Raw genomic sequence first — 22,828 nt, 5'->3', positions numbered from 1 at the left:
GCGGGGTGAGGATAAGGAAAATCGCGCTGCCGCATAAGCCCCAGCATTCGCTAAGAAAAAAGGCGAATTAACCTTTCCTTAACCATAACCGTTCAGCCTCCTCTCGGGGCAGCTCGATGGAGTAACGGGCTATGTCCGACCGAGCAGCAAAGCCTGATGGGAATTTGCTTTCTGCGTTCGCGTTGATGATTGGTGGCACATTAGGTATCAGCCTGCCGATAACGCTGGTGATCATTTGGATTTGTGCCTAGCGGCCTTGCGATATTGCGCCGCCGCCTTGTTGTCGCTCGTGGCGTGTACGAGCGCAGCTTTCACTGTTGACCTAATCGGCCAAGCCAGCATCATCGACGGCGACACTCTTGAAATCCACGGAGCGCGCATCCGGCTCTGGGGCATTGACGCGCCCGAGAGCAGCCAGCTTTGCCGGGGCGAGGACAGCCTGCAGTATCGTGCGGCGCAAAAGCTGCGAACGAATTGGCGGCCTTCATTGGTGACCGTCACGCGCACGCGCCAATCTGGGGCAGATGGATCAGCTGGGATCCCTTCGGGCGCAACGAACGCCACGCGGCGAATCGCCGAAGCGAGCTCGGAACAAGCGATTGAAATGCGAAACATCCGAGAAGCCGACCTCTAGGGCGATATCGGAAATTAGCCGCGCGCTGGCGCTGGGCTCGGTCAGCAGTTTGAGCGCTCGTTGGAGGCGTAACTCATTCACGTGCCCGGTGAACGATGATCCTGATGATGCCATCAGGCGCTGCAGATAGCGAGGTGAGATGCCTTGGCAACGAGCTACCATCTCGACGCTGAGCCCTGGTTCTTGAAAGTGTGTCTCGATGTAATCGAGGGCGGCGCCGTGGCGCGCAGTCACGACAGCGCTCGCACTGCTCTCGCCCAAGGGAGCGCACTCGCCGATTGCGAGCGCCAGGAGATCGTGGATGTGAGCCACGACCGCATCTCGCAGCTTCGGGGTGGCCAGAACACTCTCAGTAAATGCCGACTTGAGATAAGCCATGAGAAGTCGGAGCGCTTCACTTCGGTGAGAAATCGGCCGCATGGCGCGGCTTTCGACGTTCGTCACGCGCTGTGCAAGCGCGTCGCGCGGTACGGCAAGGCCGAATAGCAATCCGTCGACATAGGTGACGGTGACCGGCTCGGAATGCAGAATTGCGATGGCGTCGCTGGCGTGAAGCTCGATTTCTTGACAGCGCTGCGATAGTTGACTTTTGCCGGGAGAACAGAGGATGACTCCGATCGAGTCATCACCATCAGCGATGCTCGCCTGCAAGCGCTTGAAACGCATAGGGGAGCCTTTGAGCGCGAGCCTGCGCAAACCTCGGATCGCTTGCAGCGTTGCGTAGGCCTGAAACGGTGTGTTCGATAGCGGCTCAATATCAGCGTGGACTATGCCTCGCCCAAAGTCCTCGCGCCATAGCGGGATTCGCATCCGCTCCGGAAACTCCCGCGTCGAGAATCGATGTGATACGAATTCGGCTGCGTCCATAGACATGGGGACCTCCAGCCTTGTTGGACATCGGGATCAAATGCGACAAACTCACCGGTATCTGCATTTTGCAGTTCGCGCACCGAACTTGTTTGATCTGTGCGCAAGAGTCCAAGAAGCTACGCCATTGGCCTGCTAGTCTCGCTCAGCTAAGTTCAATGCTGATGTGAACTCGTTCACTTAGCGGCCGGAAATTAGGTTTATAGTGATTGCGAAGGCCGTGGCGTCAAAAAATCTCCTTTATGAGGAGGCGGTCGTGATGGCTCTATTTCTGATTGCCGTTATCGGATCTAGTTTAGATATCCTTGGCGGGGTGAACCCGTAAGCTCCGCTTCTATGATTCTCGCGATTGATCGAACTCAACGATCCGCGGACAGACTGTCCTGCAGCACTAGACGTTCTCTGATACCGATTTTGTGTCGCGCCTCGTCGGCCACATCGTCGTCATCCGAGTTCGTCGGACACAAACTACTCCGGCGCCGTTGATATTTACCGCCGGTTGAAATGGTCGAAATCTATCGTCAATGGTGATGATCAAGCGAGGGTTCGATCATGTCCACCCTAGTCGAGATGTTTTACCGTGAGTATTGCCGTGCCCGCCTCGCCGAAATGCGGAAGCAGCTTCTGATACCGGTTGCCAGCGACGACATATTGCAAACGTTTTGGGAGGACGGCGAAGCTTCCGGCCCAGGCAATCAAAGCGCCGGTTGGCGAACGAAAGAGCCTCCAACCATCAGGTAGCTCAGGCTCGTAACCGCATCGTTTGGTCGGATACCCCGCTCGGCACCCCCAGCCCGGAGCAGCGGAGCCTCTCATCGACCGATGTGCGAGCACGCCGGCAGGTCAAACAGATGCACGATCGAACTCACACCTCGAAGCGATTGATCGGCGAAACTCCGCCGGAGTTCAGGGGGGCTGGCCGCGACCTGCGCATCGATGTCTGTCGAGGGATCGCGCTATGGTGGATCTTTCTTGATCATGTTCCCAACAACATCGGAAGCTGGCTGACACCGCGCAACTACGGCTTCTGCGATGCCGCCGAAATATTCATGTTCATTTCGGGCGTGACCTGCGCGCTGGCCTACGGCAGGGCACGTCAGCGCGAGGGCTGGAGCGGCATGATTGGTCGTTCGCTGCGGCGGGGATGGGACATCTATGCCGCGTTTCTGCTGCTCACGCTCGCTTGCACCGTCCTCGTCTACCTCGCGGGCAGCGATCGGCTTGCCGACGAGAGCAATACGCGGATTCTGCTCGATCATCCGGGCGCGACGCTTGCGCATGCCGCAATCCTGCAATATCGCCCTGTCAACACCGACGTCTTGCCGACTTTCGTCATCTTTCACGTGTTGTTCGCGCCGCTGTTGTGGCTGCTGCTGCGTGCACCAAACGTTACGCTTGGTGTTTCGCTGTTGCTTTATGCGCTCGTGCACATCTTCGGCTGGAGCGTTCCAGCCTGGCCCAGCGGCGCCTGGTTCTTCAACCCGTTGGCTTGGCAGCTTTTGATCGTGCTGGGCGCCTGGTGCGTCATCGGAGGGGAGAGGGTCTGGCCCTGGGTGACGTCGCGCACGACGCTTACTCTTGCTGTTGTCTATCTGGCTTTTGGCCTGGTCCTGACGCTGAGTTGCAGCGGCAAACCGCTGGTCCCGCAAAATTTGACGAACCTGCTCTTCCCGCTAGATAAATCGAATCTCAGTCCGTTCCGGCTGCTGCATTTCTTGGCTATTGCAACTGTGGTGCTATGGTTCATTCCTCGGGATTGGCGAGGGCTAGCGACACCAGTCATGCGCTGCGCTAGGTGCTGTGGCGAGAATTCGCTGCCAATCTACTGTCTCGGCGTCCTCCTGGCGCTGGCCAGCCACCTGACGCTGCTTGACATTTCGGACCGGCCTGCGATGCAGATCGTGCTCAGTCTTGCTGGAATCCTGGCGATGATCGTCGTCGCGATGCTGCTGAACCGGATCAGCGTCAGACGCGGTCATTACCCCGGGTGGACGCAATCGACCGAGAAGATCGGGTCCGTATTCTCTAGCTGGCAGGTTGCGGATGGAGCGCGCAGGGAAGCTCTTGGCCCTTAGCTGACGTAACCGCCCGGCTACCATGACCGCCTGAAGGCGATCCGCGCACTCTACGCAGCGTGGACGCACGAGGAGGCGACCGTCTGGCAGATGTAGAGATCTACTGGATCACCCGATAGGCGCGCGCGGTCCTCTTCCTGAACGGCGCCGGCTTGCCGTGGTTCAGCGCCCGCAGCATTCCGACGCGTGCCTATTTCCTCCCTGATGGCATTCATCTGACGGCCGCGGGATATGCGCTGGTCGAGGCGGTTCGTAAGCGGCTTGAGATCGCCTAGCTGGCGCTTCCCATAGGTACTGTCCGTATTTAGGCGTCAGCATTCCAAGCTGAAACGTGGAGTGTCCTACTTCGCGCCCACAATGCACTCAGTCGACACGATGATCGCCGCAGACCGCTGAGTCAGATACGGCTTCGGGATGTTCAATTGTTTAGCCGCAACATCGCATTGTTCTTGCGTGTCGAACTTGAAGGTTGTGACCGTAGAGTGAACTCCGTTGGTCGGGGGGACTCCCACCAAAGCCGTGATGAAAACCAAGGTCCACATGCGGGGCTCCTCCTATAAAATAAATTGGCGGCCTATTTCACGTCATTCAATCAATTAGGACATCGGGTGGTTAAATACGGACAGCACGCGAAAACCTGGTGACTGCCCAATCCGACATTCGTATCAAAACTCCCTAGACTTAGCCGGGTGGGTTCAATTCTTCACGTTGATCCATTCCTTCGTGCGGCCCGCGATGTAGCGGCGATCGCGACGTTTCGAGACCAATCCCTCAAGGCCCATGCCACAGGCTGCCTTGAATAGGTCCGGCCCAATTCGCCCGCCCTCAAACGGTGCGACAAAGATGCCATCCGGACGGCCACGTAACAAGCGGGTTAGGTTGGTCTTGCGCATCGTCAACGGCAGCTGGCGCAGATCCTCGCCGCCGAGCGCCAGAATGTCGAATGCATAGAGCTGAACCTCGTCGTCGTGCCGGCGGGAGTGCAGGGCGTTGAAGTCTGAGACGCCGTCCACGCCAAGCACCACGGCCCAGACCGGCTTCCGGCCGTGGAGTTCCCGGTATCTGGCACAATCGACCGGAGCCCTGCCTGTAAGCTCACCCTTGGGCGGGCCGCAGCGGAACTGCCAGAAGGGCGCCCTGATCAGCAGATCTAACCCTTTTTGAACGGCAGAACTTTGCCGGACTTTACTGGCGATGAAGGAGGTTCTGGCTCAGGCGCTTCGGGGTCGAGGCCGTAGAGGTCTTCCGCGGTGACTTCAATTTTCCTCCATCGCTTGCCGCTTTCGTTGTAGGCGAGAGCCGAGCCTGTCCCCAAACTTTCGGATCGGCTGCTCTGATGCTCCAATCAGACGGTTGTCAGGGAAGCAGATGACCTCGCCGTGAGTGGCCTTCAACACGCCCTTCGGTTCGAGAATAGGCCCTGCAAACTGAATGTGTCGGATATCGTAATAAGGACCGGTTCGGTGGCTCGTTTCATCGATACCGAACATGTAGTCGAAACGCCAACGTTCGATCTGAACGACGTGCTTGACCTTCTCAACGCGCGGGCATGAACATCCCAGCCCGCTATTGTGCAGGCTATCTCGGCGATATTGGCGTCCCGCGAAATCCAGCGCCGATGGATTTTAGCGCTTGGTTTGAAGCGTACATTGGCGGGAAGTGGTATACGTTCGACGCGAGGCACAACCATCCCCGCATCGGCCGCATCGTCATCGCTCGCGGAAGAGATGCTGCTGACGTCGCTATCTCAACTGCGTTTGGCCCGACGAAGGTGGTACGCTTCAACGTAATGACTGAAGAAGTGTTGGTCGACGATGCGGTTTCGCTTCTGCCGAATGGCGATGCATCGCAGCAGATTGCCAAACGGCAATGTGCTTGAGCAATTCGAGGCCACGCCTGAGTTTGGGAACGACAAGCTAGGTAAAGCCGATCCTTTCCCGTCGCTTCACTTGAGGTTTTCTGAAACCACTTGAGTGGTGTTCACCCTGGGTGGCAACCGGGGAGCTTTATGTAGGCGCTGATTTGGTCACGCAGAGGCTGGCCTCAGGCCTGCATCGCCTCCAGCAATCCGCCTCGCTGCAACAAACAGATCAAGCTTGCGGCGCAGCGCTACGAACTCGCGGCAGACCTCACGAATGGCGTTGCCATTGTCCTTGCAGAAATCTGCGATGGTCTTGAAGTCCGGCGCCAACTGCCCAGTCAACCAGATCATCTCGATATTACGCTGGCATTCTCGCTCCAGGCGTCGGCTCGACGGCACGCGATTGAGGCAGCCGTAGATGCAGAGCTTGAGCATAACACCGGGGCGATAGCTAGGTCGGCCGGTGTCGAGCGGCTGGACACCGAAAAACCCGAGCTTGTCGAGATCGATACCGTCAACAAACACGTCGACCGCTCGCACCGGGGTTATCCTCGGTCACATAGTCGTCGAGCGATGCCGGAAACAGTGTGCTCTGGCCGCGATCCAATCCTTCAACAAAGCGCTCGTCGGGCGAGTTGGATGTGTTTCAAAGGAGGAACTATTGTCACTCAGCATCCCGATGACGGACGACGAAACTCGCTCCGTCGATCGTTCGCTTCGTATTGGCGTCACGTACGATCAGCGTGTGAGGCCCAAGTTCTCGGGGGGCTTTGATAATAGTCTTCAGAAAACCGCTGCGGTCGCCCTCGGTCTTTCCTATAGCACTTCCATCCAAAACGATTTCCAGCACTGCGCCGCTGGGCATTCGTTCGCCTGTCAGCGTCAGCGGATCTTCCGGTTCGACGTTGTCCATTCCCTTGCCCGTCGCCGAAAGCGAAATGTACGGCTTCGATAAGGTCGGAGAGCGATTTTGCTGCAGAACAAAGCGCGCGTCAGCGGTTCTCACGTCCTGTCGCGTCGCGGATTTATCAGAGAGCGGAATTCTCCCGCTCGTGTAAAGCGCTCCAAATAGCCCACCGCGTTCGTCCAGCGCAAGTCCGGTCAGCAACCTGCCGGAGGGCAGTGCAAAGGTCTTGTTAGTTTCTATCCCGATGATTCCGATACGCTGGTTCGTGTACCGTATGGCGAGTTTTACAGGAGCGCCGACAAACGCAAGCGAGGTTTGCGGCGTAACTGACAATTCACGAAGCGCTCCGGCTTCTACGCGGGCGCCCATGATCTCTCCTTCGAACACAACAATACCGCGTTTGAATCGATCGGGTGAGGGATCACCTTTAAAGATATATTTAATGCGGCAGGATTGGATGACGCAAAGCGGGCGTACGCTCGTAACGACCTGACTGCCGGTCAGCTTCCAAAGGCCACGGCCCAGGGTTGAGACAAAGGCATCCGTCGGGGACATCCAGTCGATGGAGGTGATGGCCGTAGCGCGCTCCGAATTCGGTACCTTGATCCAAGTAGCGCCCCTGTCCCTGGAGACAAAGAGGCCGTTCTGTTGAGTGCCAATGGCAACGCTGTTGGGATCATCGCCGGAGAATGAAACGTGCGAGGCGAACGGGAAGTGCCCAACGTCGAACGGGAAGGCTGGGAAAATCCCGACGTTGAACGGGCTGGCCCCCGCGCCAGACCGGAATCGACCCGCATCGGTTACAAGAGACGTGAGCCCCGGAATTTCGCTCCAGTTGTCGCCGCCATCGTGCGATTCCATTATCTTTCCATTGATGACATCGGGCGCAATCAGATGCTGGCTGTCTTTAGGGTCAACTCCAAAAACATGATGCCAGTCCCAATCGGGGGGAGAGATGCCAATGCCTCCAAACCCATTCATTGCCGGGAAATACACGCTTGCCATCGTGCTTGGGGGGGACATCGTCAACCTCACGAGATGTACGATCTCGAAATTTCGGGTTGCGTCGAATCCGGTCCTGATCGCTTGGTACTGCACCGGCAGTTGACGGTGCGCAACGCGAATCGCGCTGAGCTTCGGAATGTCCCGGCGGTCTGCCGGTACGACGGCATATTGGGTCCAACTCGAGCCCAGATCGTGAGTCGCAGCAAACCCCTTTAAGAATTTGCCTGGTGTGTCGTCGACCCCCTGGTTATGGAACGACTTGAAAATAGAGGTCGGATGTCCAACGACCGGGCCGGGAGGATCGGGCCATTGATGCAGTCCGGAAAACGCCGCTCCATATGTTTGGGAAAACACCCTTCCGCCTACTTTATTTGTGCAAGGACCACACGCAGTCACGGTGACCACGCTGTCGGCCGGCGACCGGAAGTGCTTTTGCATCTCGATGTTGAGGCCCTCGGGACCAGCATTAGGGGGCGGCCAAGTCAAGCCTCCATCCCCGGAGGCCCAAATGCCGTTGTCCTGGACCGCTATGTAGAGATCGTACTTTGCCAGGTTATCGATCCATTGACCTTTCACTTCAGTAATTTGCAACGCGTTGTAGCCGTTCGGGCCCGAGCCTGTGAGCGTCCAGTTGACGCCACCGTCCAATGTGCGATGCACGCCTCCATCGGTAGCCAGTAGAAGCGGCGCGCCCGTGTCCGGCCCCTGCGTGCGAAATGCCATATCGCGCGTATCCCAGTGATCGGCGGTCGACTGGATCACCGGGCCGCTATAGTCGAAACGAGATGTTCCCGGAATCTGCGGAGCTACAAGCTTCGCAACGGTGCAGCGGTTCCCCAACCACAAAGTCAGGCCTGTGGGCGTCGCCAAAGGTTTGACGAATCCAATTCCGCCGCAAAAGTCTTGCGGGCCACGTGAAAACGTCGGGACGATCTTCGACCAGCTCACTCCGCCATCCTCACTGACGAAAAAGTCTGGATCGCCATAGGCGTAGAAGGTATTGGCGTCGAGGGGCGAGGCGGCAAGCGCGTGCAAGTCGAAGACAGGGACCGGAAAACTGACAGGGACCGGAAAATTTGTGGCGGCCCAAGTTGCGCCACCATCGTCCGAGCGAACGACCTTGGTGGAGAATCTTGAATCATTTGAGCCAGCAATCACAAGATTACCGGATTGGGCCGACACAGAGATTGCCGCAAAGTTGATGGGGCCCCTGACAATCCAGCTTGCGCCTTGGTCGCTGCTCTTGGCCACACCGTAGCTCGTCGCAACAAAAATATCGCCAGTGTCCGGTGCAATGGAAATTTCCCTTGCATCAAAGCGGAGATCCCTAGGACCGCCGAGAGAGGGGCTGGGGATGTGCGACCAAGTAACGCCGCCATCGGAACTTCGCCAGATGCCGCCTCCTTCGTTCCCTACGCTGAACCGATCCGTCGCTGTTGCCAGAAGAATGTCTGATGTCACATACGCGACGGCCGATGTGTAATAGGCGCCAAGCGTATCCACATGGCTCCAATGCGTTCCGCCGTCCGTAGTCTTGAAGAGGCCACCCGATTCCGAAGCCACAAACATAATGCGGTTGTCGGAGGGGTTGACCGCGATCGTGTCGGCTCGTCCACCGTAGGGTACGTTGGGCTGAAATTCATCGAGTGTCCAATCGATTGGTGATGGCTGAGACTGCGCGGGAAGCGCGAATCCTACAACTGCAACGAAAAGTGCCGAGTACATCTGGCATTTCATTTTTCCCTCCATTTGCCCGAAGGATTAAGGACGATAACGCCCCCGCAACAGCCCGATAAATCCGGGCGCAGGGGGCACTTTCCCTGGAGAGGAACATTCGCTCCACCCCAGCGTGCAAGATGGAAGTGAAAGCAACCCTCAACCAATATAAATGGACGTGAACTATCTCACACAACCGCAAATTTTAGCGCAGTAGCAATGACCACTGTCGCTCCCACTGCAAGGCGGGCTCGCCGACATCGAGATCTCGAAGTTCTGGAGCGGATACCTAATTACCATCGGGAGATTTCGGTTCGCCCTACCGCTCTGCGCCCGCCGCGATCGCGCCCCGCGAGAATCGCGGCGCACTGTGCGATTACCTCGCGAAACAAAACTTCAAACCACGTTCCCGCCGCTATGCGAAGCTGTGCTGACGTTAAAGTCAGCAAGGGGTCAAAGCGGGCCGCTTTTGTCGCAAAGCGGTCGTTGAGCCATCGAGCGCCGCTACACGGCGTTGGACACCTTCTCATGACGGTGGTGCTCGAGAGGCTCCTTGAAGACAGGCTTTGCTAAAAACGAAATGCGTTTTGCTTGAATCGCTTTTTGGATTCGATCGCGGTATCTCTGATTCACGCTGCCGACCTGATGATGAGCGATGAGATATTCCGTTTGCGTTGCTGAGTACGAGTGATAGGACAGCTTCGCTGATCAACCGTGGGCCATTTTCTGCGGTGACACGGCGAAGCGCTACAGCACTCGCCGCTGGTCATATCTGCTCGCCATTTCTGACTTCCATATGTGCACTGGGACACCAATTATGAGTGTCGCTCGTTCACTGGCCGACTTCTTCCGTAACATCTGATCTGCGAATCTCTGTTCTTGGTCGCGCAGCAACTCGGATGCTCTCCAAACGAAGCTCAATGCTTTCGCGTGAGAAGCCAAATCCATCAGCGATCGAATCCACCAAAGCTCTGGACCCGCTTGCGCCGCCGGCGGCGGAAGACCGCCCGTGCGTGCGCAAGGGGCGCCGAACTCCTTCGGGGGTCGCAATGACCGTCCTTCTGCCAGGCGGCTTTTAGCCCTGACCCGGGCCACGTCCCAGGCGCCGCGGCAGAATGTACTCGACGTCAATGCTAATGCCGTCCCCGCTCAGGGGGGTCGCCGTGTAGACCGCTGAGACGGCTAAGTCGAAGAAGCTTCCGATGGTGAGGTAGCCGATCGTGAGCCCTGACTCTCGGCTTGGGGGGCGCCGAGCAGCAATTCCGCGATACGGCAGCAATCGTCCATCGTCGCCCCCAGCGGTGGAAGCGTGATGAGCTCGCCAGTGTTCTGAGAAACCTTGGCTGGATCGGCGAATTTGGGCTCGCGCCCGATAACGGCGCCCGCGTTGATCAAAGGTACGAAGAATTTCGCGACCTGCGCCGGCAGACCGGTGATATTTTGAATGTTGACCTCGGTCGCGTACACGCCCGGCCGGGCGCCTGCGGTACAGCAGCAGTTCGTCTCGGTCTGCTTGCCGCACACGACCTTCACGCTGTGCACGAGGAACTCGGCTTGCGGTGGCACGGAAGCGGTAGCAAGCAAGTCGCGGAACGGATGCGGGAGCCGGTCATTCCCTGAGCCTGTTGGATTCTTGGCCATTTCGATCTCCACGATGGTTTGCGGAAGACGACCTCCACGTGCACCTTACGCCAGACTCGACCCAATCTTTTGAGAGATGGCTCACACACGTGGAAGAAGCCGCGACAGGCCCGCAGCTCCTCGCGAGCAGTGCAACGGATCGTCAGGCGACGATCACTCGATTGTCCTTTGAAGGGCGACAAGAGACGCTAAGACAAGCAACAGGACTCCGGCGAAGGTGATGCCAAGGAAAACATTGTGCATGACGCCGCATCTCCCATTCACCGCTCTCCCAGCCACCTCGTTGACGACGGGGACCGGATCACCAAATGGCCCCTCAGCCGTCGGTCATTCGTTGCGCTTCAGTTCGACGACGAACCCCTCCGGCAGATCGTCAGGATCGGTGCGCTCGCAGGCTGGACAAGGCAGCCTCGTGCTGGTGCAGTATCTCCTTCGAAGAGAACTCGCTCCCCAGGTGTCTCACCAGTCGTGTTCGCCATTTTCCAGGTGCGATCGCGGTCAGCCACAACGATGAAGTTGGGGAATAGCATCATCGCCGTGTCTCGAGCTGGGACTTCGAAGCAGTGGTAGTCAAGGGTTCGAGGCTTGCCATCAGTTTTGCCTGCGCTTGCCCCAACCCTTCCTTCAAGCTGTCCAACAAAGACAATTCAGCGACTGCAGGTGGAGTCGTGGCTTTGTCGTTCCTCGAGGGTTCGATATTCGTCTTTGACGCTGCATGATGAACAGCAACATTCTTCGAATGTTCTCGGTTTGCGAGATTCGGCTTTATCGGTCCGTTACCAACTGGCGTCGAAGTAGCCGTCCTGGGAGGAGGGACGACAGCTGCAACAGGTGCTTGTGGCCACCGTTCAGCAAACTCCAGTACGCTCGGCGGCGAGAGAATCGTCGGCAAACTCGTGTCGATAATGACCCGCTCGAGCAACCGTTCGGCCGAGGCTATCCTTATGGCTGGCCTGTCGGTCGAGCCACCGGTAGGTTGCGCCACTTGCTGCGGCAAACACCACCCCAATCCGATCAGCAATAGGACAAGGGCGCTGCCGACAAACCCGAAATATTTGATCAACGGCATGGGTCGCCTCCCATTCGAGACGACCTTGAAACCGGAATTCTTAGTAGATCGCTAAAGATAGATTAAAAGCGGAAACATGGTTATCAGCGATGTTGCGATGCAGAGAAGCGAGGCCATTTGACCGAGGATAGAGCCGAGCCTTTAGCCCGTTGAGAGGATTAGCTCTCTCGCAGAGGTCGACGCCACCTCCGCTCACTTGCAAATTAATGGCTTCGATATCGTACAAATGCGAACGTTGCGCTGCTTGCGTGTGCGGCTCCTTGAGCGAGCCTAGTCACCCGCAGGCCGACGTCTTCCATAACATTGGATATCCCGCCCGTTCGGTATCAGCAGTCGAGCGTACTGCCTCGTGGTCATGCAATAGCCCAGGCCGCGTGGCCTCGAAGTTGGATCAAGCGTTTAGGCGGACCGTCTCGACAACATCTCCTTTCGGCGTGTGGGTCCGGCCCCTTGATCAAACAAGTTATGAAGGCAAGTCTGATTCGAATACACTTCCCGGAGCAGGTAGTCGATCTCATGATCGCACGAAATGAACGCGGCGCCATCGAAGTGGCGTTAGACCGGAGAGACGTTTGAAGACCACCGTAAAGTGCGCCTGAGAACTGAATCCAACCGTCAAGGCCAGCTCAACAATAGGCATATCTGTTGTCGCCAACATGGTCTGCGCCCTCGCGATGCGGCGGCGTAGCAGATATTCATGGGGGCGAATGCCAGTGGCTGCGCGAAACTGCGCAGCGAAATGCATGGAGCTTAGGCCGGCGGAGCCAGCGAGATCCGCGAGCGCCACCGGTGTGTCGAGGTGCGTCTCAATGAATTCGACTACGCGTTTCAACCGCCATTTGGAAAGTGCGATGGTCCTTCGAGTTCTTGAAGGTGAGGCCTCGCCGTAAAGGCCGAGAAGGTGCGTAATAATCGCTAGGCTCAAAAAATCAGCAAACAGACGGCCGTTCGGAAGATCGTCAATCGATGTTAGTGTCGTTCCGAGTTTCTGCAGTAGTACGTCCCGAGCATGCAGAGGATCTCGGAGAGCAACTCCATCCCGCGGCCATTTGCCGTGAGACCACTCGAAGCACTCCATTAGAAGCATGTTCGGAATGTGAAGGTGGAGGGTATCATAAGGTTGGGAGTAGACGGCACGCGCCGGGAGTCCTGGCGGCGTAATCTGGATCATGCCGGGAACTATCTCTTGGCGCGGGAACAGTTTTGGTCCGAGCTGTAGCGAGAGCTGTGAAGGCTGAAGAGCAATTGCAAGGATGTGATACTCGCCGGAAACTTCAAATGAATGTTCATTTCGACTCGTCCCTTGCCAACGTGAGATGACCAATCTCGGGTTTCGTAGATTCATGTCCTCCAAAATGTCGGGCAGCCGCCACCTCGTCTCCTGGTGTATGATGGCGAGACTGGGCCGGAGCCTCTCTAGCGAAATCAGGATCCGGGATTGCCTCTGCGTGGTGTTCCACGTAGCCGGCGACACAGCCCGTTCGTTGCTGGATAATCGAAGGGTCTTGTCGTTTGTCAAAGCTGCTATCCAAGTGCTCTGGTTGATCTTGAAGTGATAGCAGGAGTTCGGGTGGTGTCGCCTCAGTCGAATGACTGACCAGATGACTGGCCTCGCTCCGCTCCGATCAGGCGGTGGATCGAGGAGAGCGGTTCAACGCCGCTTGTAGACCTGACCGCGTCGTGACGCCGAGTTTCGGAAAGATCCGGTACAGGTGAGAGCCGACGGTCCGATGAGATAAATAGAGCCGTGTGCCGATTTCCTTGTTCGAAAGTCCTCCGGCCGCGAGTTCCGCAATTTGCAGTTCCTGGGGCGTCAGCTCGTCGAGCATGAGGTTTTCCCGGGGGCGACTGGTTTCGCCTGCGGCGCGCAACTCCCGTCTTGCCCGATCGCTCCAGGGCGACGCTCCCAGCGCATCGAGGATGTCGCGCGCTGTTCGCAGAGGTGCTCGCGCCTCCATGACGCGCCGCTGACGCCGCAACCATTCGCCATAGGCAAGCAACAATCGCCCGCGCGAAAACGGCCAGTTCTGCCCGATGGCGCCGAGGCCCTCCTGAAAGAACGTCTCCGCGCGGGCCGGTGAGGCAAGCAGGGCCTTGCCATGGGCGAGCATCATCCGGACCCACGGCACGGCTATGGGCGCCGCACGTCGCTCAACCACATCGATGACGGCGGCGGCCGCGGCTTCTTGGCCGCATGACACGGCAGCCTCGACGTAGTCAACGAGCCAGTAAAACTGCAAGCTAGTGTTGAACGCGGGATCCGCGGGCATGTGCACGCGCTGTAGGTGTTCGAAAGCCTCAGCGGGCCGGCCGGCCCCGAGCGCGGCGATACCGCGTACATTCTGCAACATTGCCAGCCAAAAACTGGCGCCCGGCAACCGCACTAGCCGCTCCGCGTTTTTCGCGAGAGCCTCCGCGGCATCGAGATTGCCCCGCATCGCAGCGAGTCGCGCTTGCACTATCGTCGCCGCCACGACCCAGGCCGTTCGACCCGTTTCCTCCCCCAACCGTATCGACTCCGCAGAACTTTTTAATGCGCCCATCCAGTCGCCCGTCTCGGTCTCTGCGAAGCTTCGCGCGAAAAGCACCCGTGCCAGCGCTCCGAGCCGTCCCTGCTCACGCAACGCAGTACTCGCCTCGGTCAGCCAACTGACGCCGAAGTCGAACGCGCCGATCGTATTGGCCGCAAGACCCAGAGTCCACGCCGCCACCGGGTTCGCAACACCTGCAGGGGCGTACGCCGAAAGCTGCTGATACACATGATGCCCGTGCTTTAGCGGTTCGGCATAGCCGGCGATAGCAATCATGCGCGGATCGGTCGGTGGAGATCCCAGTTCATTCGCGGCCGCGAGGATACTCGTGCGCACTGTATCGTTCGCATTGCCCCACCAGCAGCGCTCACTAGCACGCCACAGCAGATTGAGCGCCAAGCCGTTGGCGCCGTCCGTCCGCGCATCCTCGGCAAAGCGGACCAGCGCGAGAGTCCGCCCAGGGTCGTTGACCAGCAGAGGCTGGCCAATCTCTCGGAGCCAGGCAAACCGCGCCCGCAGGCGCGGCTGCGTCTGATCCAGGTCCGCCTCGTGTATCAAGCGCTCCACCGTTTCCGGCTGCCCGAGGTCGGCGGCAAACCCGGCCGCGCGCAGCAGCCGTTCGGTTCTTGCCACGCGTGTGCTGCTCAGTCGCGCCGCATTCTCCAGCGCGAGTATTGCCATCGCCAAGGCGCCGCGACGTTGCGATCGCGCGGCAGCTTCGTCGAGCTGCTCCGCCAGAGTATTGTCGGGTCCGACGGTCGACGCCATCCGATGCCAAATTGCACGATCTGATTGGTCCTTGATGACGCGGGCCAGTGCGGCATGGACATCGTGGCGCATCTTTGGGTCCGCTGACTGATGCACCGCTGAACGAATGAGAGGGTGACGAAATCGCGCTTCAATGTTGTCGATCTCAATCAGCATCGCTGATACCGCCGGCGCGAGGGCGTCAAGCCCGACGCTGTCGTTAAGCAGCACTTCGCCCGCGTCAAATACCTCGCGCAGCGATCTGCTGTCGTTCTCTGCGATCACGAGCAGCAGAGTGCGGGTGGCTATCGGAAGACCCGAGACCCTGCTCAGGAAGGCGCGCTCCAGGCGGTCGGTAAGCGGCAGCCACGTCGTCTCGCCGATCATCGACCTGCGCTCGCCGCGCGGTAACTCAACGAGCGCGAGCGGATTGCCTGCCGCCTCGTCCAGAAAACGACGACGCAGATCTAGCGAGAGATCGGGCGCTTGGGCGTCGAGCAGGCGTTCGGCCGCGGTCATGCTGAGCCTTGACAGTCGATGACGCGACTCGTCCGAATATGGAAAAGATCGGTTCGAGCCTTCCCGAATCGCCATTAGAAGAACGATTGGATCAGAGCTCAGTCGGCGGGAGATGAACGCGAGTACGTCATGGCTGGGCTGGTCGAGCCACTGGACGTCGTCCGCGAGCAGCAGGATGGGTTTGCGCGCAGCACTCGCGGTCAGAAGATTGAGCGTCGCCAGACCGATGAGGAATAAATCTGGCGTGGTCATAACATCGCTCAGGCCGAATGCGGCCTGCAAAGCCGAGCGCTGGCGCGCCGGCAGCGATCTCGTCTGCTTCAGCATCGGTCCAACAGCCTGGTGAAGCGCCGCAAAGGGCAAATGGGCCTCGGACGTTACCCCGCAGAGGCGGAGTACGCGCATTCCATGCGACTGAGCGCGGTCCTGCGCAACTTCAAGCAATGCAGATTTTCCGATACCTGGTTCGCCGCTGACGGCCATTGCGGCTCCGCCGTCACGGACCCGCTCGATCAGCGCGTCAATAAGTGCAATATCGTCCTCGCGCCCATAGAGAACGGGTGACGCGGTACGCCCCCGATTTCCGTCAGCTTGTTGCCGTCGCTTCGACCGCGGCGCCTTTATCGGGCGTCCTGTCATCGGCGTTCCCCTGGACTTAGAAATTGTGAAGCAGCACCACCAGGCGCAGATCTGCACCCTGCTAGCGCATCCCGCCATGCGAGGTCGCCAGTTTTCCGCCAGGGGCTTCTGTGGCGGGATGGGAACCTGGTAGTTTCGCAACCCGGTTGCGCCGGCGCAACGGTGAGGTTCGCCGCCTCGTCCACCCAGACTGCGTCGACGGTTGGGATACCGACGTCTGCGGGTAACAGGGCTACTGTGAAGTGAGCTGTGTCCATTGCCGATCGAAGCATCGGACCGGCGTCCCGTTTGGCGCACCAAGATGAGTGGATGGCGCTTGCCGAGCGAGGTGAGGATCTGCTGCCAGGTGACGAGCAAAGCGGCGACGCGTATCGTGCTCGATGAGCCGAATGTCCTAGAGACTTCCCGCAGCATCGTATCGCCATTGGGATCTCCACCCCCTCAGGCGGCCGGCCGAGCGCATCGCCGGTAAGTCGCCTTCGATCGTCTAGGCTGGTTCTTCAGCACCAAAATTGGCATGCAGGAGAATATCCGGGACGACCGGATCTTCTACTCAAATGGAACGTTCCTGGCGAGATCGTGCGAATTTCATAATCCGGCACTTTGATTTGAAATCCTCCAGACGAAGACCGGTAGAGATTCAAGCCGACACAATACCGGCCAAGGCGGTCCGCGCTGAAGCGCACGCTACGATGAAGGAGGAGATCATGTCCCACCACCTTGATTCGCCGCTTGCGCGACAGGACATCCGGCTCGACATTACTGATCTGTACCTATTTCGGGGCGAGATCGGCACTGTCTTCGTGATTAACGTCTGCCACTCGATCGCCGGCCCGGTACCGGAACCGGGCTATCATCCGGAGGGCATGTACGAGTTTAAGGTCGACAGCGACGGCGATGCTGTCGAGGATATGACCTATCGCATAACATTCGACGCGCGCGACGAGCGCGGCAATCAAGCGTATGTCCTTCGCTGCCTCAGGGGGGCAAACGCCGCCGATCCTGATGCGGCTGGTACGGTCGTCGCGCGCGGAACGACGGGCGAGATGGTCACGACCTCAGAGGGGTTGCGCATCTGGGCCGGCCATGCCGGCGATCCCTTCTGGATTGAACCCGAGGTGCTTCACGCCGTGGGACATGCGTTTCAGGACGGCACCCCGGTCAATCTTGCCGGATGGGATCCGAGCCAAGCCAGGAATCTTTTCGCCGGCCATACCGTTTATTCCATCGTGCTGGAGGTGCCAGACACTGTGCTGCTCGTCGACGCGCCCGGCCGCCGCCGCATCGGCGTCTGGGCCGTGGCCACGCTTGCCACCGACGCGGGCGGATGGCGTCCGATCAATCGGGTGGGCCTGCCAATGATCCACCCGCTCTTCACCCAATACAACGAGTTGCTTGGCAACCGGCTCAATGCCGGTTGTCCGGCCGACGACTTTGCGACCTATGGCAAAATTGTTGCTAAAGCGATCGCCGCTACGGTGACCGCCACCGGCACTGCCGAGAGCCCGAACGCCTATGCCGAAATGGTTGTCCAACGCCTTTTCCCGAACATTCTTCCGTATGTTATCGGAACGTCAGCAGTGTTCGGATTCGCTGATTGGAATGGGCGGTCGCTCATAGACAACGCGCCCGACGTCATGTTTTCGATCGCTGCGAATACGCCCATCCGGCTCGGTATCGGCAAAGAATCGGTCACATCCAAACCGTCGTCAACCTTCCCATATGTTCCAAAGGTTAGTTGACTTCCCCCCACGCGATCATTGGTCTCGAACCGTCCGTCATCGGATCAGTCATTTGACAGAAGCGAGCCCGCCGCTTTCTGAGCTACTTCCAGCGCGTCCGCCCCACAGAGAAAGCGACCATAAAGAATTTAGTGGCCCGCAGCTCTCAGCCCACGAGCAACGTCCAGCGCGCAACCGGAGATGTAATTGGCCCTGATAAATCGAAATGCGATCGCTAAAAAAATCGCGCGCGTATTCGAAATATCACCTCCGGACGGACAGCTAAGGTTCTCGCGCAAGACCAATGATGGTCGCTAAGAAAGGGTTTTCGATGGCTCGACTCAAGTATCTGCTGCTTGGGACATGTATGCTGCCTGTCCTGGCGATGACGACCGCGTTCGCCCAGGATGAGGGCAACGCAAAAGCTCCCTTCAAGCCCAAGGCGTGCTCGGAGCATTTGACACCGGCAACATCAGATATCGCTGACGACCTTGAACTAGAGCCGGCCGTCCGAAAATTCCTCGTCAAGCTTAACAAGAATTCCTCTCCATTCTGGGAGCTGCCGCAGCCCAAGCCGCAGGACATTCTGACGGCGTTACAGAACGAGACCAAGGTCGATATGTCTGGCGTTAACACCACGGAACAGTTGCTCACGGTCGATGGCCGTGACGTCAAGCTGTTCCTTATGAAACCCGACCACTTGGAAGGACATCCCGGCGTCATCCTGTTTCTGCACGGCGGCGTCTGGATCGTCGGGGACTTCGAGAACCATAAACGTCTCCTGCGCGATATCGTCGTCGAGTCCGGACAGCCGGCAGTTTTCCTGCAATATACCACCCTGCCGGAGGCCAGGTACCCCGTTCAAATGAATCAGGCTTACGCCGCTCTTGAATGGACGGCCAAACATGCCGAAGAACTCGGTGCTGATCCAAGCCGCATTGCGGTCGCTGGCAATTCGGTCGGTGGCGATATGACCGCGGCGCTCACGCTCATGGCCAAGGATCGGAAGGGACCAAAGATCAGTTATCAGGCGCTACTGTGGCCGGCCACGGACGCCGGAGTCGATACCTGTTCCTATGAGAGGTTTGCCAACAATCGCTTTTTGACCCGCGCCTTCATGAAGTATGGCTGGGATCTCTATGCTCCCACCAAGGCCGAACGGGACAATCCCTATGTTTCACCATTGCGCGCTAGTCTAGACCAACTCAACGGACTTCCGCCGGCCCTGGTGGTTACGGACGAGAACGATGTTCTGCGTGACGAAGGCGAGGCCTACGCGCATCGTCTTCAGGACGCCGGTGTGCCCACGGTCTCTGCGCGCTACGACGGAACAATCCACGACTTTGGGCTGCTGAATGCGCTTGCCGACCTCCCGACTACTAAAGCGATGATACTGCAGGTCGCAAACGGCATCCGCGATCACATCGGGCATTGAGATAATGCAGGGAAGCGAGGCGGATGGCTCCGCTTCGCGCTCCTGATCCACGTCGTCGGGAGATGGCGTAGCGCCGCGTGGTCGATGTCGCGCCGTGCCTTGTAACGCGAGCACTCGATCTCAAGCCACGGGTGGCCAACAGCTTCTCATCGAAAGGACTCTCGTAGTGAGCTCCATTCTACTCCCGATCCCCAGCCGCGATTTCGATCCCACGGAAGTCGCGGTGAGCTGGAAAATACTGACCCAGCACGGCCATCGGGTCGTTTTCGTGACGCCCGACGGCAGGCCGGGCTCCTGCGACCCGATCATGCTCTCTGGTATCGGACTAGACCCCTGGAGCGGCATCCCGGTGCTCCGCAATATCCGTATCCTGGGCCTCCTGCTGAGCGCCAATGCTGATGCCCGGAATGCGTATACCGAGATGTTGCGCGATCCGGCCTTCGACGGCCCGATACGCTGGGACCGGGTTGCGTCCAAGGACTTCGACGCTCTGCTGCTCGGCGGTGGACACCGGGCGCGCGGCATGCGCGAATATCTCGAAAGTGCTGTTCTTCAGCGGATCATCGCCGAGTTCTTCGCCGATGAAAAGCCGGTGGCGGCGATCTGTCATGGCGTGCTGCTGGCCGCACGCAGCAAGCGGGTCGATGGCCGGTCCGTGCTGTATGGAAGAAAGACCACGGCGCTGCCTTGGGCACTGGAACGCAAGGGCAGTGCTCTCGCTCATGTCGGACGTTTCTGGGACCCCGACTATTATCGCACGTACACTGAGGCGGCGGGGCAACCCAAAGGATACATGTCCGTGCAGCAGGAGGTTACCCGCGCACTCGCGAGTTCTGCGGATTTCATCGACGTTCCCGAGAGTGATCCCGACTTCAAGCGAAAGACAAGCGGCACATCGCGCGACACGTTGACGAACGATCGCCCTGCCTGGGTGGTGCGGGATGAAAATTATGTCTCGGCACGCTGGCCCGGCGACACCCATAGCTTTGCCCGCACATTCGCCGAGGTACTCCAGGCGAGGACAGCGTGACCGATCACGATGCGCGGACCGCGGACCTGCCGACCGGCAGCAATTACCCGTTCAAGCAGCGCATTCCCCCGCCGCGGTACTTGGCGAACGATCACAATGATGCACTGCGGTCGACTCGACTTCAGACTTAGCGAACGAGAACGATCATGGTTAGTCAAAATGAGTTCGACTATACGCTCCGCTGGTGGCCTGATCAGAAGCCGGAGTTTCTGTCGTTAACCCCCACCGGTCCAAAGGTCCGCTATTTGCGGGCCGGCCAGGGCCCGGCGTTGGTGCTGCTGCATTCGATCCGTACACAGCTCGACTTATTTCAACGGGTGATCCCAAAACTCACCGATTACTTTACCGTATACGCGTTCGACTATCCGGGATTTGGCTGGTCGGAAATCGTTCCGAGCGCCGATTATCGAGAACCGGCGATGCGAGAGCATATCGTCAATTTCATCGAACGGCTCGACCTGCGCGACGTCACTCTGGCTGGCGAGTCGTTGGGCGCCACACTGGCATTGACGACGGCAGCGGTGCTTGGTGATCGCGTGAAACAGGTCGTCGCCTTCAATGCCTACGACTATTTGCCGGGCGTGGAGCGGGCGAACCTCCTCGCGTCGGTCATTATTAAAAACGTTCGCGCGCCCCTCATCGGGCCGATTTTCGCCGCTATGGAGAGCCGGGCCAGTCTGGCTGGTATCCTGAAAGGCGGCTTTCGTGACCCGCGCAGCCTGCCGCCGGACTTCATCGACGAGTTAGTGAAGGGTGGCAGACGGCCGGGCTATTCCACCGTTGCACGTGGCGTTTATAAAGGCCTTCCGAGCTACGTCGCGGCGAGATCGTATTACGGTCGAATCGACGTCCCGGTGACGCTTGTCTATGGCGATCATGATTGGTCACGCCCGGCCGAGCGCGAAGCGAACCGGGCTTGGATCAAGCGTGCGAAGATGATTGTCCTAAAGGACACCGGACATATTGCTTCGCTGGAGTGTCCGGAAGAATTCGTCCGAATTCTCATTGAGACCCTATCAACAACCCGCTCCGCCGCTTGAGGTGTAGTTGGCAATGCGCGCTCAGCGAAGTGCGACGCAACCTTTTGGTGAGCAGGCGTTTCGATTCGCCGGCCGCGTTGAAACGTTGCACCTCGAGCGCTTCCTTGCGTCGACCGAAGATGAACACGTGGGGTTGTCCCATTATCGAGGAGGTAGATCATGAAGACGTTTCTTAGCATTGGCACTGGTCCGAGTATGGGCTTGGCGACAGCCGAGCGGTTTGCCAGCGAAGGATTCCGGGTCATCTTGAGCGCTCGGAACGAGACCAAGACAAAGGAGCTTGCGGGGCAACTCGAGGCGAAGGGTCATAAGGTCGGCGTGCGCACGGTCGATGCGGCTGAACCGTCGAGCGTCGCAGCGCTCGTATCGCAGGTTGAAAGCGAGTTCACCGGAATAGATGTTCTGCACTTCAATGCGGCCTCGCTGCGAAAGGCCACGTTGGCAGATCAGCCGCGCGATACGTTCAACTATGATCTCGCCGTCAATGTCGGTGGCGCGATGGTCGCTGCGCAAGCTGCGGCGCCTAACATGATCGCACGCGGCTCAGGTTCCATCTTGTTCACAGGCGGTGGCTTCGCCCTTCAGCCGCACCCGGATTATCTCTCTCTGAGCATCGGGAAGGCCGGTATTCGCGCGCTGGCGCAAGGCATCTTCAAGCCGCTCCAGGAAAACGGCGTCCATGTCGCGACCGTTACCGTCGCAGGCCTCGTCATGAACAGCAAAGACGCCAATGCCGTTGCCGAAGAGTTCTGGCAACTGCACAGCCAGCCTCCCGGTTCGTGGCAGGTGGAGACGGTATATACGCCCGCCGGCTGAGAACCAGGAAACGGTTGATCGCGGCCCCCCCAGCGCGCCGCAAAAGCGATCGGCATTGCAGTGTCTCCAGAGTTGCTGGTGCGCGCCGACGAGGTGATCGAGTAGCAGGCCGATTGCCGCGCGTATAAATCCGCTTCTGGCTGATTCCGTTGAAAGAGGCGGCAGTAATCCGATGTATTGGCGCGAGCGCCGATGCGGCCAACGGCTTTACCGGCTTCTATGCCGGCTCTAGGCTAGGCATCGGGATCAGCTTGGCCATCATCCCTCGCGTCGCAACAGCCGGAGCGCAATGAAGTCGGAGGCGAGATTAGTAGCACGAGCTTCTGGGAGTGTAAGTCGAGTGCTGACCGCAACCAAGCAGGTAACCGATAGCGCCATTGATATGTCAGATCGATGGTATGGCGCTTGGGCAAGCGAGAGGGACGGCGGCGCAAAATAGAGCTCGCCGGCGAGCATTTTTTGACGCTCCGTTTTCATCGCTCGCTCCTGTGGAATCCCGCGTCGCGGGGTAAGAACGTCGGCGTGAAACGTTTGATCCCCGTGCCGCGCCTTTGCATTCACAGCCGGTGACGAAC

At 58.7% G+C, this 22,828-nt stretch carries 12 protein-coding genes and 3 pseudogenes; 7 read left to right on the top strand and 8 right to left on the bottom strand.

Annotated features, from left to right (window positions below; translation table 11 throughout):
* Positions 1-529 precede the first annotated feature (529 nt).
* Positions 530-1,507 (bottom strand): AraC family transcriptional regulator, encoded by a 978-nt coding sequence (locus tag AB7535_RS30110; protein WP_231143447.1) that lies wholly within the window; start codon positions 1,505-1,507, stop codon positions 530-532.
* Positions 1,508-2,352: 845 nt separating this feature from the next.
* Between AB7535_RS30110 and AB7535_RS30105 the strand changes: the two genes are divergently transcribed.
* Positions 2,353-3,576: an OpgC family protein gene (locus AB7535_RS30105; RefSeq protein WP_231143446.1), complete on the top strand. Its 1,224-nt coding sequence runs from the start codon at positions 2,353-2,355 to the stop codon at positions 3,574-3,576.
* A 695-nt stretch (positions 3,577-4,271) separates the two neighbouring features.
* On the opposite strand, the pseudogene AB7535_RS30100 reads toward AB7535_RS30105, so the two are convergent.
* Positions 4,272-4,604 (bottom strand): annotated as a pseudogene (locus AB7535_RS30100) (ATP-dependent DNA ligase); the annotation flags it as partial.
* Between the two features lie 521 nt (positions 4,605-5,125).
* Here AB7535_RS30100 and AB7535_RS30095 point away from each other — a divergent pair.
* Positions 5,126-5,455: pseudogene (locus AB7535_RS30095) on the top strand (transglutaminase-like domain-containing protein); the annotation flags it as partial.
* Positions 5,456-5,650: 195 nt separating this feature from the next.
* Here AB7535_RS30095 and AB7535_RS30090 read toward each other — a convergent pair.
* The 6 genes and pseudogenes from AB7535_RS30090 to AB7535_RS30065 all read right to left on the bottom strand — a co-directional run.
* A pseudogene (locus tag AB7535_RS30090) lies at positions 5,651-6,044 on the bottom strand (transposase); the annotation flags it as partial.
* Positions 6,045-6,101: 57 nt separating this feature from the next.
* On the bottom strand, positions 6,102-9,086 hold the full coding sequence (locus AB7535_RS30085; RefSeq protein ID WP_354113092.1) for a WD40/YVTN/BNR-like repeat-containing protein: 2,985 nt from the start codon (positions 9,084-9,086) through the stop codon (positions 6,102-6,104).
* Positions 9,087-10,247: 1,161 nt separating this feature from the next.
* Entirely contained in the window at positions 10,248-10,706 is a 459-nt protein-coding gene (locus AB7535_RS30080) for a hypothetical protein (protein WP_354113093.1), read from the bottom strand.
* A gap of 529 nt (positions 10,707-11,235) precedes the next feature.
* Positions 11,236-11,775: a hypothetical protein gene (locus tag AB7535_RS30075; protein WP_231143443.1), complete on the bottom strand. Its 540-nt coding sequence runs from the start codon at positions 11,773-11,775 to the stop codon at positions 11,236-11,238.
* Positions 11,776-12,289: 514 nt separating this feature from the next.
* A complete protein-coding gene (locus AB7535_RS30070; RefSeq protein WP_231143442.1) occupies positions 12,290-13,099 on the bottom strand; it encodes an AraC family transcriptional regulator in 810 nt (269 codons plus the stop codon).
* A gap of 301 nt (positions 13,100-13,400) precedes the next feature.
* A complete protein-coding gene (locus AB7535_RS30065) occupies positions 13,401-16,211 on the bottom strand; it encodes an ATP-binding protein (protein ID WP_231143441.1) in 2,811 nt (936 codons plus the stop codon).
* Positions 16,212-16,918: 707 nt separating this feature from the next.
* On the opposite strand from AB7535_RS30065, the gene AB7535_RS30060 reads away from it, so the two are divergent.
* From AB7535_RS30060 to AB7535_RS30040, 5 genes are all read left to right on the top strand, one after another.
* Positions 16,919-17,953: a DUF4331 family protein gene (locus AB7535_RS30060; RefSeq protein ID WP_231143440.1), complete on the top strand. Its 1,035-nt coding sequence runs from the start codon at positions 16,919-16,921 to the stop codon at positions 17,951-17,953.
* Between the two features lie 283 nt (positions 17,954-18,236).
* The gene (locus tag AB7535_RS30055) at positions 18,237-19,367 is read left to right on the top strand and encodes an alpha/beta hydrolase (protein ID WP_354113096.1); all 1,131 of its coding nucleotides are present in this window, start codon (positions 18,237-18,239) and stop codon (positions 19,365-19,367) included.
* Positions 19,368-19,533: 166 nt separating this feature from the next.
* On the top strand, positions 19,534-20,397 hold the full coding sequence (locus AB7535_RS30050) for a type 1 glutamine amidotransferase domain-containing protein (RefSeq protein ID WP_354113097.1): 864 nt from the start codon (positions 19,534-19,536) through the stop codon (positions 20,395-20,397).
* 146 nt (positions 20,398-20,543) lie between these two features.
* Entirely contained in the window at positions 20,544-21,437 is an 894-nt protein-coding gene (locus AB7535_RS30045; RefSeq protein WP_354113098.1) for an alpha/beta fold hydrolase, read from the top strand.
* Between the two features lie 159 nt (positions 21,438-21,596).
* On the top strand, positions 21,597-22,253 hold the full coding sequence (locus AB7535_RS30040) for an SDR family NAD(P)-dependent oxidoreductase (protein WP_341850538.1): 657 nt from the start codon (positions 21,597-21,599) through the stop codon (positions 22,251-22,253).
* The last annotated feature ends 575 nt before the right edge of the window (positions 22,254-22,828 follow it).

Origin of the sequence: Bradyrhizobium sp. 956_D2_N1_4 (assembly GCF_052076025.1) — a bacterium.
GTDB lineage: Bacteria > Pseudomonadota > Alphaproteobacteria > Rhizobiales > Xanthobacteraceae > Bradyrhizobium > Bradyrhizobium barranii.
Note: the sequence above shows the minus strand (reverse complement) of the source record. Positions and strands in the feature narration are given on the sequence as shown.